The 13354-nt window shown below is 70.3% G+C and carries 10 protein-coding genes; 1 reads left to right on the top strand and 9 read right to left on the bottom strand.

The window, feature by feature from the left end; all coding sequences use genetic code 11:
* Nucleotides 1-41 precede the first annotated feature (41 nt).
* The 6 genes from FHP25_RS31450 to pdeM all read right to left on the bottom strand — a co-directional run bounded on the left by FHP25_RS31450 (nt 42) and on the right by pdeM (nt 8820).
* Nucleotides 42-722 (bottom strand): hypothetical protein, encoded by a 681-nt coding sequence (locus FHP25_RS31450; RefSeq protein WP_178133924.1) that lies wholly within the window; start codon nt 720-722, stop codon nt 42-44.
* Nucleotides 719-1570 carry a DUF2092 domain-containing protein gene (locus FHP25_RS31445; protein WP_178133923.1) on the bottom strand — a complete coding sequence of 284 codons (852 nt, stop codon included), beginning with the start codon at nt 1568-1570 and terminating at the stop codon, nt 719-721. Before FHP25_RS31445 ends, FHP25_RS31450 begins: the two co-directional genes overlap by 4 nt.
* A 183-nt stretch (nt 1571-1753) precedes the next feature.
* Nucleotides 1754-2626, bottom strand: coding sequence for an amino acid ABC transporter substrate-binding protein (locus FHP25_RS31440; protein WP_147850953.1), 873 nt, complete (start codon nt 2624-2626; stop codon nt 1754-1756).
* Nucleotides 2627-2747: 121 nt separating this feature from the next.
* Nucleotides 2748-4376 carry an AMP-binding protein gene (locus FHP25_RS31435; RefSeq protein ID WP_147850952.1) on the bottom strand — a complete coding sequence of 543 codons (1629 nt, stop codon included), beginning with the start codon at nt 4374-4376 and terminating at the stop codon, nt 2748-2750.
* Between the two features lie 148 nt (nt 4377-4524).
* Nucleotides 4525-7857, bottom strand: coding sequence for an adenylate/guanylate cyclase domain-containing protein (locus FHP25_RS31430; RefSeq protein ID WP_147850951.1), 3333 nt, complete (start codon nt 7855-7857; stop codon nt 4525-4527).
* A gap of 243 nt (nt 7858-8100) precedes the next feature.
* Nucleotides 8101-8820 (bottom strand): ligase-associated DNA damage response endonuclease PdeM, encoded by a 720-nt coding sequence (gene pdeM / locus FHP25_RS31425; protein WP_147850950.1) that lies wholly within the window; start codon nt 8818-8820, stop codon nt 8101-8103.
* A 132-nt stretch (nt 8821-8952) separates the two neighbouring features.
* On the opposite strand from pdeM, the gene FHP25_RS31420 reads away from it, so the two are divergent.
* Nucleotides 8953-10620 carry a thiamine pyrophosphate-dependent enzyme gene (locus FHP25_RS31420; protein ID WP_178133922.1) on the top strand — a complete coding sequence of 556 codons (1668 nt, stop codon included), beginning with the start codon at nt 8953-8955 and terminating at the stop codon, nt 10618-10620.
* Nucleotides 10621-10632: 12 nt separating this feature from the next.
* Here FHP25_RS31420 and FHP25_RS31415 read toward each other — a convergent pair whose 3' ends face one another.
* The 3 genes from FHP25_RS31415 to FHP25_RS31405 form a co-directional block, all read right to left on the bottom strand.
* Entirely contained in the window at nt 10633-11487 is an 855-nt protein-coding gene (locus FHP25_RS31415) for a hypothetical protein (protein WP_147850949.1), read from the bottom strand.
* A gap of 532 nt (nt 11488-12019) precedes the next feature.
* On the bottom strand, nt 12020-12721 hold the full coding sequence (locus tag FHP25_RS31410; protein WP_147850948.1) for an SDR family NAD(P)-dependent oxidoreductase: 702 nt from the start codon (nt 12719-12721) through the stop codon (nt 12020-12022).
* A 108-nt stretch (nt 12722-12829) separates the two neighbouring features.
* Nucleotides 12830-13027, bottom strand: coding sequence for a hypothetical protein (locus FHP25_RS31405; RefSeq protein WP_147850947.1), 198 nt, complete (start codon nt 13025-13027; stop codon nt 12830-12832).
* Nucleotides 13028-13354: the final 327 nt, after the last annotated feature.

The raw sequence follows: 13354 nt of genomic DNA, 5'->3' as shown, positions 1-13354 counted from the left end.
CCGCGGCCCGCGCGCCTGCCGATAAGGCCGTTGCCGGGAATTCACGTCGGCGCGTCGACCACGACATAGACGACCTGGTTGCCCGAGAAGCGCGGCGCGTACCAGATCGCGCCGCACAGCAGATAGGTCGTGCTGGCAACCCCCACCTGCCGGCAGTCGGCGGGCACCGAGCCGACAATGGTGCCGCTGGCGGGCGCGGGCGGCGGCGACGCAGGTGGCGGCGACGGCGCCGGATAGGCGTCGTCGTAGGGCGGATAGGGTGGCGGCCAGTATCCGGGATAAGGCGGATAGTAGCCCGGATAGTACGGTGGATAGTAGCCCGGGTAATAGGGAGGATCGACCGGTGGACGATCGACGGGCGGGCGATCGCCCGGCCGGTCCGGCGCACCCGGGCGCGGCGGCTTGACACCGGCGATCGGGTGTTCCGGATGGGGCACGCCCGGTCTCGCCCCGTCGCCCCCGCCTGGGCCCCCTGGACGCTGGCCCTGGCCCGCGGCCGGCGGCCTTGCCGGCAGCTGGCTGGCGCTGGGCGGCCGGCTTGGCGGTGGGCGCGGGGCGTTGAAGCGCGGACCGATATTGACCCGGGCGCCGCGCCCGCCGCCGCCGCCGGGCCGGGCATCGGCCGGCGCCAGCACCGCGAGGTTCCACAACAAGAGACCGCCGGACGCGATCACGGCGATCGCCACGGCCCGGAGCGGGCGGGCAAGGCCGGACGCCGTCATTTGCGCTGCCCCTGGACGGGCGCGATCGGGAGGAACTCGATGCGCTTCGCATCGGCAATCGGCGCATGCACGAAGATATCGTCGGGGAACTCCACGGCTTCCGACCAGGACAGGACCGCCTCGTAACGCGGCCGGACCGTGTCGGCGGTCGTGACGATCGAGAGTTTCAGCGGCAACGGCGAGTCACCGGCGCGGATCCAGACTTCCCAGTCGACATCGGCACCGCGGAACGCCCAGTGATCGCATTCGACACCGCCGACGAGCGCCTTGCCGATCCGGAAGCCTTCGCGGATGTCGCCTTCCGGCGCATCGGGCGTGCCCCAGTCGAAGAGATCGGCCAGCGGCACCTCGACGCCGAAGGTCTGGGCCACCCAGGACAACGTCTCCCTGACCGTCGGCTTGGCATCCAGACGCGCGAAGAACTTTTCCTTGGGCGCCGTGACGACGAGCTGCTTGCCGTCATACTGGAAGACGCGATCGAGCGTGTCGGTGGTGAGGTCGACTCGCAGCCGGTCCGGCCGCCTTACGCGATAGTGGCTGGTGCCGCCGATCAGGATCTTCTGGTTGTTCTCAAGGACATACTCGATCGAGATCGTGGTCTGGATCTCGAACGAGCGCAGCGACACGAGATGCTCGCCCATGCGCCGCAGCGCGGCGACGGCGGCCGGATCCACTGCTGGCGCCGACGCGGCGGGAGGCTGCGGCGCACCAGGGCGCGTCGGCGCCTTGGTCTGCGGCGCCTGCTTCGGCGCCGGCGCCTGCGCCTCGAGAACGTCCGGCGCGGCTGCGCTGGGCGATGACGCAAGCGCGCAACCGGCGATGGCCATCGCGGCGATGGCCCGCTTCATCCAAAGAGGTTTATTCGCTGAGAGGCCGTCCATTCAACCGCTCACGTGGCGTTGCCATGATCCTGACGAGTATTCGGCAAGAAACGCTAGCCGAAAAACGAACAATCGCAGCGAAACCACATGCCCGCGCGCTCCGGCGGCCGTATTGCCGCCCAGGCGACGTTTCCTCTCTGGCGCTGGCATCTAGTCCGGAAGCCCGCTGACAACGTAGAGCGCTTGCAGGATCTCGCTCGGCTTGACCTCGGCGCCGAAGACAGATCGAAGCAACGCGAAGATTTCGCCCGAGCGGTAGATCTGGCTGAGCGCCCGGTCGACAGCCAGACGGAATTCCGTATCGCCGCGCGGCAGCGCGAGCGCGTAGGGTTCCACGGTGAGATACTCGTTGGCGATCTGCAGCTGGCCGGGCGCCTTGCTCTGCGGCGCCAGGTACATGAGGATCGACCGGTCCGCGAAGTACGCGACGATCTTCTCATCATCGAGCTGCGCGACGCCATCGCGATGAGTCTGCAGCGGCACCACCTCGGCGTTGGTCCCATCGCGCTTGAGCGTGTTGCGCAGGGCAGCCTCGGTGGTCGTGCCAGCCAGGACGCCGACCTTGCGTCCGGCCATCGCCTTGAGGTCATCCGGCCCGCCGGCGCGGATCATCAGGCTGGCACCGTCGACGAAGGTCATGAGCGAGAAGTCGACCTGCTGCCGGCGCGCCAGCGTGACGCTCGTGGCCTCGCACAGCATGTCGGCACGCGCCTGGCTGACCGCCTCGATACGGTTCGTGCCGGTCACCGGCACGTACACCACCTTCACGTCGGCCACATCGAGCTGCTTGCCGATACGTTGCGCCACCTTGCGGCACAGGTCGACCATGAAGCCGGCCGGCTGCCCGTCGCTGCCCTTGTAGGAGAACGGCGGCGCATCCTCCCGGTAGGCGATACGGATCGTCTTGCTGCTGCGGATCTGGTCCAGGACGCCCGCCATCGCTGCGCCCGACCACAGGGTGGCCACGGCAAGCAACAGCACCGCAAGCCATGAACCGCGCCCACTACCTACCAAGCCCCTCATCACTGCCTCCCCTCAGAACGTTACAGCCGAGATGCTGCTCCGCTCCATCCTGCCGTTGCGGGCGAGGCGATGTCAGCACCTACTTGTTGGTTCCAGGTTCTTTTGCGCCGATGTCAGTCCGTCATGCCCGCCCCGGCTCGAGCTCGGCCAGCGCCAGCTCGCGCAGCCTCGCCTTCTGGATCTTGGTGCCGTTGGCGCTCGATGTGACCGGGAAGGCGTCCATCATCAGCACCCGCACCGGCACCTTGTGGCGCGCCAGGCGGTGCGCGGCATGGCCGATGATCGCGGCCTCGTCCGGCGCGGCCTCGCCCGGCGCGGGACTGGCGCGCGCGATCACGCAGGCGATGGGCCGCAGCTCGCCCTTCATCGTGATGCCCACCACCTGGCATTCGGCGACGCCGTCGCATTCCTGCACCACGGCCTCGATCTCCGCCGGGCTGACGAGATAGCCGCCCAGGCGCAGCGTGTCGTCCATGCGCGCCAGGTACACGAAGCTGCCGTCGGGCCGCGCGTAGCCGAGATCGCCGCTGCGGAAATAGCCGTCGTCGGTGAAGGCCTTGGCGGTGGCCTCGGGATTCTCGAAATAGCCGCGCATGACGCTGTGCGGAGCGCGGAACTCGAGCTCGCCGGTCTCGCCCGGCGCCGCCAGCCGGCCCGATTCAGGATCGCGCACGCGCACATGCGCCGCCGGGCTCACGAAGTAGCCGCCGCCCAGGCTGCGCTCCGCCACCGGCGCGGCGCTGTCCTGGGCGGCCAGCAGCGCCTGCAGCTCGCTGGAGCCGTACAGCCCGGCCACGCGCACGCCCATGGCCTCGGCCCGCGCCACGATGTCGGCCTCGCCCGGCGAGAAGGCGGCGTAGCCGACATGCTGCAGCGAGCGGGCAAACGCCGGCGCCTGCGGCAATTGCAAGAGCTGCGCCAGCGCGGTGTCGCTGGTGTACAGGTGGGTGACGCCATGGCGCACGATGGCGGCGCCGTCGCTGTGCGCGTCCCAGACCGGCGACATGATCAGCCGGCCGCCGCCGGCCAGCGTCGCCAGCGTGGTCGCCAACCCGAAGACGCCGCACAGGGGCGGCACCAGCAGGGTGACGCTGTCGGCGGACAGGTTCCAGGCGCGCACGACGTTGCAGGCATGCGTCGCCAAGGTGCGCTGGTCGTGGAGGACGAACTTCGGGCGGCTGGACGTGCCGGAGGTCGTGAACAGGGCGCAGCCCGACTCGCCCGTCGCCGCGACATCCTCGAGTGGCGCATGATCCGCCAGCGCCGCATAGGTCACGACGGGCCGGCCCAGCAGCGTGCCGCCGTCGCCTGCCGCCGCATCGCTGCCGTAGGCCACGACCGCGGCCAGATGCGCCAGGTCGGCCGGCGCGCAGTCGCCCAGGATGCCGGCGAAATCGATCTGCTTGAAGGCCGGCCAGAACACCAGCACCTTGGCGCGTGAGCGGCCCAGGATGTCGGCCAGCTCGCTGCTGCGGAAGCGCGTGTTCACCGCCACGGCGATCGCGCCGATGCGGGCGCAGGCGAAGAACACGGCCAGCCACGCATCGACATTGGGCAGCCAGATCGCGACGCGATCGCCCGGCGCGACGCCCAGGCGCCGCAGGCCGGCTGCCACCCGCGCGCTGGCTTGCGCCAGCTGGCCGTAGATGAGCGCGCCGGCCGGCGACACGATCGCGGTCGCCGCGTCGGGCGCGCGGGCCAGCAGGAGCGGCAGGGTCTGGGGCGGGTTCGGCAATGATGCTGCGTTCATGCCTGCAAGCTTACCCAGGTCCAGGCCGATCGGACAATCAAGCGGCTGAAGCCATGCGCCAATCTGTCATCGCGTGCGCCCGACGGACGCACGGTGCGCCATTCGCGGGAGATCCCTCGCTGCGCTCGGGATGACGGGAAATCTGCGCTCAATCGAGGAAGGAGCGCATGTCCATCTCGCGATACAACGCCGTGGCGGTATCGAGATGCGTCTGCGCTTGCGGCGTGCCGCGATCCCGCAAGAGCGTGCCCAGGCCGTGGTGGCAATGGGCGATCAGGGGCCGCATGCCGCACGGCGCGGCGAGCGCCAGCGCCTGCCGATAGTGAGACTCCGCCGGCTGCGCATCGCCGTCGCCGGAATCACGCATGGCTTCGCCCAGCAGATGGTGCGCATGCGCCTGGACCCCGGGATGCGCCGCGGCGCAGTCGAGCGCCTGGCCGCCCAGCTCCCGCGCCGCGCCGGCCCGGCCGAGCAGCAGCGCGGCATGGCCCAGCGACACGTAGGCCCAGCCGAGATGGCCGCCGCTGCCCTGCGCCGCCAGGCGCGCCACGAGCACCCTGCCCTCGCCCAGCAGGTCCATCGCCGCGCCGGCCGCGCCGTCCCGCGCCAGGACCCAGGCGCAGGCGGCAACGGCGCGGGGAAGGCCCAGGTCGATATGCCCCGACCGGCACACCGCCATCGCGCGCTCGAAATGCGCGCGCGCCGCATCCCAGTCGCCCCTGGCGAGACGCAGCCGGCCGGCGGCGAAATGGGCCTGGGAGATGGTGGTGGCGTGATGCGTCGGCGCCGCCAGGCGGAGCATCTCGGCCTCGAGCGGCGCCGCCGCATCGAACCGGCCAAGCTCGGCCAGGCTCATGACGGCCCAGCAGCGGTCGAAGACCGCGGCCGGCGTCGCGCTGCCAAGGTTCTCGTAGACCCAGTCGCCGGGCAGCGATGCGAGGTTGGCGCTCGCCAGCTCGACGACCCGTTCATGCTCGGCGCGGTGGTAGTGCACCTGCTCGAGATAGGTCGTGGTCTGGATGCGCAGCCGCAGGTTCTGCTGGCGCTCGGCGATCTGCAGCGCGCGGATGCCGACGGCCAGCGCCTCGTCGAGCCGGCCCAGCAGCGACAGGACGTTGGTCGCGAAGGCGAACACCCGACCGCGACGGGCATCGTCGTCCAGCTGCTCGGCCAGAGCCTCGGCCTCGCGCAGGCGCTCGAAGCTGCGGCGCGCCTCGCCGAACTGGACCAGCAGGTGCCGCAGCTCGAGGCGGACCTCGAAGCCCTGCTCCAGCGTGGCGCGGTCCGGCGGCAGCGCCTGCAGCACGCCCAGGGCATGCTCGAACCAGTCCTGCGCATCCAGCAGCGCCGAGCGCGCGGCCGACCGCGCGCCGGCCTGGCGCAGATATCCGACCGCCTTGTGCTGCAGCTCGCCGCGCAGCGCATGATGGGCCAGCCGCTCGGTCTGCTCCTCGAGGCGATCGCGATGCTGCGTCTCGATCGCGCCGACGATGCGGCCGTGCAGGTCGCGGCGGCGTTCGTGCAGGAGTCCGCCATAGGCGACCTCGAGCGTGAGCGCATGCTTGAACGCGTAGAGCAGATCGGGAAACAGCTCCGTCTCATCGAGGAATTCGGCCGCCTTCAGCCGGTCGAGCGCCCCCCGCAGCGACTCGTTCGACAGCTCCGACACGGCCTGCAGCAGCGCCAGCGGCACCTCCTTGCCGATCACCGAAGCGGTCTGCAGCAGGCGCTTGTCCTCTTGAGAAAGCCGATCGATGCGCGCCGCCAGCACCGCCTGGACGGACGGCGGGACCTGGATCGCCTGGATCGGCTGGGCCAGAAGGTAGTGGCCGCGCTGACCCGCCAGCGCCCCGGTTTCCACCAGCGTGCGCACGGTCTCCTCGAGGAAGAACGGATTGCCGTTCCTGGCCAGGAGCTGCTTCAGCGGCGCCAGGCCGGGATCGTCGCCCAGGAGCGCCTGCAGGAAGCGCTCGGCGCTCGCCGCCGACAGCGCATCGAGCCGGAGCTGGCCGTAGCACGGCTTGCCGCCCCAGCCGTCCCGGTGCTCGGGCCGATAGGTCACCAGCAGCAGCACGCGCTCCGAGCCAAGGCTCTCGACCAGGCCGTCGAGCAGCGCCTGCGTCTCGCCGTCGATCCAGTGAAGATCGTGGAAGATCAGCAGGACCGGCCGCTTGCGCGCCTCGCCCAGTGCCAGGCGGCGCAGGGCATCGAGCGTCTCCTGGCGGCGCTGGCCGGGCGCGACGGCCTGCCAGGCGGCATCGCGCACCGGGACGTCGAGCAGCGCCTGCAGGGCCGGCAACGCCGATGCCATCGCGGCATCCAGCGCCAGCACCTTGGCCGCCACCTTGTCGCCGATCACCTGCAGATCGTCGCGATCGTGGATATCGAAATAGCTGCGCAGCAGATTGATCACCGGCAGATAGCTCGTCGACTTGCCGTAGGAGACCGCGGCACACTCGACCACCAGCCAGTCCTGCAGGTCGTGCCCGTGGATGAACTCGTGCACCAGGCGCGACTTGCCGACGCCGGCCTCGGCGACGATCGCCACGACCTGGCCCTGGCCCCCGGCGGCCAGCCTCTGCGCGCGGCGAAGCTGCTCCAGCTCGTGCTCGCGCCCGACGAACTGCGTCAGCCCGCGGCGGGCCGCAGCCTGCAGCCGGGTCCGCACCGGGCCGGCCCCCGTCGCCTCGTAGACCTCGACCGCATCGGCAAGCCCCTTGACCGGCACGCGGCCCAGCTTCTCGACGGCAACGAAGCCTTCGACCATCTCCAGCGTCGATGCGGTCAGCAGGATGCTGCCCGGGCTGGCGAGCTGCTCCATGCGCGCGGCCAGATGCGTCGTGCGGCCCACGGCCGAGTAGTCCATGTGCAGGTCGCTGCCGACGGCGCGCACGACGACCTCGCCGGAGTTCAGCCCGACGCGGATCTGCACGTTCACGCCATGCCGGCGGCGCGCCTCGTCGGCGTAGCGCCGGACCTGCTCCTGCATCCGCAGCGCGGCGTAGCAGGCGCGCACCGCGTGATCCTCCACCGCCAGCGGCGCGCCGAACAGCGCCATGATGCCGTCGCCCATCACCAGGCTCACCGTGCCCTCATAGTGGTGCACGGCCTCCATCATGCGCTCCAGCACCGGGTCGATCAGCTTGCGCGCCTCCTCGGGATCGCGCTCGGCCAGCATCTCCATCGAGCCCTTGAGGTCGGCGAACAGCACTGTCACCAGCTTGCGCTCGCCTTCGAGCGCGGCCTTCGAGATCAGGATCTTCTCGGCCAGGTAACGGGGCGTGTAGGATTGCGGTGATCCGAACGACGAGGCTGCCGCCGGTGTGGCGGCGGCGGCCGGCTGGCCGCAGTGCGGGCAGAACCGCGCGCCCGGCGGCAGATCGCCGTCGCAGCCGGCGCAGCGCCCCGCCAGCGGCGCGCCGCAGCCGTCACAGAATCGCGCCCCGTCGCGATTCAGCTGGTGACACCGGGGACACTTCATCGGCGACCTCCGGCCAGAAGCCTTGCACGGAGCTAGCCACGCCGCCCGGCCCGCGGCAAGCCACTTCCGCCGGCTGCCGCGGCGCTGCTGCCGCGAGCGAATATTCACCTGTCCAACTTTGACGCGTGATGGCGTGGACGGACCGCGCGGCTCCTGACGCGCCCTTCGTCCTGTCGCAGCGATGCCATGAGCGCCCCGGGAGGCGCGCGGTCCGGTACACGTCGAAGCCCGGGCCGATCGGCGCTAGCCGGCGGCTTCGGCCAGAGCCGGGTCGGCGCGCAGGATGCGGCTGGGCAGGCGGTGCACGGTCGCGGCGCCCAGCGCCAGCGCGTCATAGGCGCCGTCGAACAGCTCGGCGATGGCCGGGTCGAGTACGTTCAGGCCGCCGGTATAGGCGCCGAACGACGGCAGGATCAGGCGCCGCCCGTCGGTCACGAAGCAGCGCCGCCGCAGGAAGCGGCCGCGCACCGTGAGCGCGGCGACGGGATGGTAGTGGCCGGAGACCTCGCCGTCGGCGCGGGCGAGCGGCGTGCGATCGGCCTCGTGGCGGAAGGCGAGCGGGCCGAACGCCAGCTCGCGGCTCACGACGCCGCCCCACCGGCGCGGCGGGTGCGGGTCGTGGTTGCCGACCAGCCAGATCCAGTCCGCGACGCCGCCGACCAGGCCGGCCAGCGCCGCCGCGTCATCGGCATCGACGCGCCCGGCGGCGTCGCGGTCGTGAAACGAATCGCCGACGCAGACCACGGCGCGCGGCTTCAGGGCCGCAACGGCGTGCGCCACGCGGCGCAAGGTGGTGCGCGTGTCGTAGGGCGGCAGCAGCTGGCCGGTGCGGGCGCCGAACCAGGTGCCCTTCTCCAGGTGCAGGTCGGCGACCGCCAGCAGCCGCTCGTCCGGCCACCACAAGGCGCCGTCGGGGCAGGCCTCGACATGCGCGCCATTGAACTCGAACGCGATCGACGACATGACCCACCATGTCGCGCCCCTGCACGCAACTCAAGAGGTTCCGCCGCGCCGTCGGCAGGAACGCCTCTCGACGCGCGGCAGCGGTTCGGCCATGGTTCGCGCCTGAATGAGGAAACGCCGATGGAGCACGCCATGCATGGTTCCCCTGCCCCGGCTGCCGCCGAACGCATGAGCACGGCCCAGGCGGTCGTGCGCTCGCTGGCGGTCAACGGCATCGACACGATGTTCTGCCTGCCCGGCGTGCAGAACGATCCGTTCTTCGATGCGCTGTTCGACTCGCAGGACAAGATCCGCGCCATCCATGCGCGCCACGAGCAGGGCGCCGCCTACATGGCGCTGGGCGCCGCCATGGCCACGGGCAAGCCGGCGGCCTACGGCGTCGTGCCTGGCCCCGGCTTCCTCAACACCACGGCGGCGCTGGCCACGGCCTACAGCGCCAATGCGCCGGTGCTGGCGGTGATCGGCCAGATCCCGCTGCCGGCGCTGGGCCGCAACCTCGGCCTGCTGCACGAGATCCCGGACCAGCTCGGCATCATGCGCACGCTCACCAAGTGGGCGCAGCGCATCCATGGCGCCGCCGAGGCGCCGGCCACGGTGGCCGAGGCGTTCCGCCAGCTCAGGAGCGGTCGCAAGCGGCCGGTCGGGCTGGAATGCTCGATGGATGTGTGGGCACAGCAGGCGCCCGTCGCCTTGCAGGGGCCGACCGCCGGCACCGCCATCCCGGTCGATGACGACGGCGTCGAGCGGGCAGCCAGGCTGCTGGGCGGCGCCAGGCGGCCGCTGATCATCGTCGGCGGCGGCGCGCTTGACGCGGCCGAGCACGTCGCCGCCGTGGCCGAGATGCTGCAGGCGCCGGTGGCGTCGCACCGCATGGGCCGCGGCGTCGTCGATTGGCGCCATCCGCTTGCCGTGGGCCTGGGCGAAGCGCACCGCCTGTGGGCCGAGGCCGACGCGGTGCTGGCCGTGGGCACGCGCCTGCAGACGCAGCAGATGATCTGGGGCGTCGACGATGCGCTGAAGATCGTGCGCATCGACATCGACCCGGAGGAGCACAGCCGGCTGCGCAAGCCCGATGTCGGCATCGTGGGCGACGCGGCCGCGGTGATGGCGCGCCTGCGCGAGGTGCTGCCGCAGCACAACGCGAAGCGCGACTCGCGCAGCGAGGAGATGCACGCGCTCAAGGCCTGGTCAGCGGACAGGCACGCGCGGCTGGCGCCGCAGCTTGCCTTCATCGCGGCGCTGCGCGCGGAGCTGCCCGAGAACGGCATCTATGTCGAGGAGCTGACCCAGATCGGCTATGTCAGCCGGCTCGCCTTCCCGACCTACAAGCCGCGCACCTACATCTCGACCGGCTACCAGGGCACGCTGGGCTGGGGCGTCGCCACCGCGATCGGCGTCAAGGCGGCACGGCCGGACGCGCCGGTGCTGGCGGTGTGCGGCGATGGCGGCTTCATGTTCAACGTGCAGGAGCTGTCGAGCGCGGTGCGCCACAACATCGGCGCCGTGATCGTGGTGTTCAACGACGGCGCGTTCGGCAACGTGATGCGCATCCAGAAGCAGAGCTACGGCAACCGCACGATCGGCGTCGACCTCGCCAACCCCGACTTCATGAAGCTGGCCGACAGCTTCGGCATCATGGGCCAGCGCGCCACGACGCCCGAGGCGCTGCGCGCCGCCCTGCGCAAGGCGTTCGCGTCAGGCGGCCCGGCGCTGATCGAGGTTCCGGTCGGCGAGATGCCCGATCCGTGGCCGCTGCTGGCCCTGCCCAAGGTGCGTCCCGCCGCGAAGCCGGCGGCGTGAGAAGCCCACCCGTCAACGGCGGGCCGGCACCGGCGGCGTCTCGGTCAGCGTCACGCCCCAGCGGCGCTCGAGCGCCGCGATGCGCTCGGACAGGCGCCGCGTGGTCGTCAGGTCGTCGAGCGCCAGCTGCAGGCGCGGCAGCCGCTTCTCCGCGGCCATCATGGCGTCCCATTCGGCGCGGCTGCCGATGCTCTCCAGGATGTCGAGGATGCGCACGACGTGGTAGCGGTCGACGCTCTGCGCCAGGATGCGCACGTAGAGGCCCTTGGTGGCCGGCAGCCGGTTGGCCAGGCCGCCCCACAGCGACAGATGGTCGACGATCCATCGCGGGTAGAGGTACTTCCGCTTCTGGTAGGTCTCGATCGACAGCAGATAGTCGATGAGCTGATCGCGCTGAAGCGCCTCGCTCTCCTGGTCGTAACTTTTGTATCGGCCCTTGGCGATACGGACGATGCCGAAGGGTTTGCCTGGCCGCGGTGGATCGTTGGCCTCGTTGAAGACGCCCGGTCCGGTCAGCTCGCGATAGTACTGGATCGGCAGGAGCCGGGCCGCCATCTCCTCCAGCAGGCGGGTCCATTTCAGCGCCGCATGCGTGCCTTCGTGAACCAGCAGCAGCGACAGCACGCCAAGCTGGTCCGGCCGCGGTATGGTCTTGATATAGTTGATGTTGAGCCGCAGGTCGAAACCGGGGCGGCCGGCTTTCCAGCTGCCTTCATGGTTGGCGGCACCGCGGTCGGCGAAGCCGATCTCGTTGGTCGCCTCGAGGCGCCAAAGCGCACGCACGACCTCGGCGGCCCGGCCGCCACGCTGCGCCGTGCGGCTGTACTGGAACAGCGTGATGGCATCGCGGATATCGCTGCGATCCATGGTGGAACCTCCGGCGGCATGCCATTGGCAATGTCCAGGGCCGGGACGGCGCGCAATCGTCGGATGCGCGCCAAGTGATTATATACTCACTCATTTGACCAAGCGTGTCAAGCCGCGCGACGCAACCGATATCGATGGCGCCTGCATCGGATGTGCCTCGCGCTGCTTTGCGCAGCACGTCACCGAAGAGAATCAGAGGACATCCGGGAGAGCGAGTAACTGTCCTGCGCAACAGCCGTCATCCCGCGCTGCGCGCCCGGGATGACGGGCAGGGCATTCGCATATGGATGGGAGCCGTCGGTTTTCGACTACCTCCCCCCTCTCGCGGGGAAGGGCATTCGCATCTGCCCCTACCGTCATCCCGAGCGTAGCGAGGATCTCCCGCGAATGGCGCACCGTGCGCCTTGCCGCAGGAGATCCCCTCTCCTGAGCCTGTCGAAGGGGGCGCTCGGGATGACAGCGAGGTCGTATGCGAATGCCCTGGGATGACGGGATGGTCTGGGTGTCGACGATGACCCTCGGCGACGGCCGCTCAGAACGTCTCGACCCAGGGGCGCAGCTCGACTTCCCAGGTCCAGGCGCTGCGCGGCTGGCGCAGCACGTGCAGGTAGCTCTGGGCGATGGCATCGGGATCGAGCATGGAGTCGGGCTTGTCGGCCGGCACGGCACGGCTGGCGCTGCGAATGCCGCCATCGATCACGAAGTGCGCGACATGGATGCCCTTGGGCGCCAGCTCGCGCGCCATGCTCTGCGCCAGGCCGCGCAGCGCGAACTTGCCCATCGCGAACGGCGCCGACTGGGCGTAGCCCTTGACGCTGGCCGAGGCGCCGGTGAGCAGGATGGCGCCATGGCCCTTGGGCAGCATGCGCCTGGCGGCCTGCTGGGCGATCAGGAAACCGCCGAAGGCGCTGACCGCGATCGCACGCTCGACCTCCGCCGGCACCAGCTCGGCGACCGGTCCGCGGCTGCGGCCACTGGCATTGTAGACGACGACATCAGGATCGCCGATCCGGGCCGCGACGTCGTCGAACAGACGCGCCGCCTGGGCGGTGTCGCTGGCGTCGCAGGCGAAGGTGCTGGCCCCGGTCTCGCGCGCCAAGTCAGCCAGCTTGTCGGTGTTGCGCGCCGCCAGCGCCACCTGCAGGCCCTCGCTCGCGAACAGCCGCGCCAGCGACGCGCTCAATCCGGAACCGGCGCCGACGATGAGCGCCCTCTCGAAACGCGGTGCAGCCATGATCTCCTCCTGCCCTTCGGGCCATCATGGCGTGCAGCTTGTCGCCCGCCCCGGCCGGCGACAAACGACAAATCCTCACAGGGCCGCGACGGAAATTCTTGCGACGGATCAGCCGCGTCGTGCAGGCGACGACGACGCGCGCCAGGACACCGGGTCGTCATCGACATGACCGCGCTGCAGCGCGAGGATGTCGACGCCCAGGGCCTCGAACTGCTCGATATGCGCGACCAGCACCGCATCGTAGTCCAGCACCTCCGGCTGCGGCGAATGCGGGTCGCGGCGATCGCTTTCGAGCGCAGCACCCATGGCATGCCTCCAGAATTGACGCGCACGGGAGTCTGCCGCCGATCGCGATCGCCGGCAAATCGCGATTTCTAACAGAGGGGGCAAGCAAATCTTGCACGACGCGCACGGAGGAGTGCTTCATGGTGAGCACAGGTGAATGCTTCGCATTCACCTGTGCTCACCATGAAGCACTCCTCCCCCATTTGGTTGCGGCGGCTACGCTGTGCCTGAAAGGAAACAGAACTCACGCGGTCGTAGCCATGGGTGTGATTTCGACATGATATCCGAGGCTTGCGAGCTGTTTGACGAGGCGGTTGGTGCGACTCTGCTTGGAGCGGCGAGTGAAGT

Origin of the sequence: Vineibacter terrae (genome assembly GCF_008039615.1) — a bacterium.
Lineage (GTDB): Bacteria > Pseudomonadota > Alphaproteobacteria > Reyranellales > Reyranellaceae > Vineibacter > Vineibacter terrae.
The sequence above is the reverse complement of the archived record's forward strand: the minus strand, read 5'-3'. Positions and strand labels throughout refer to the sequence as shown.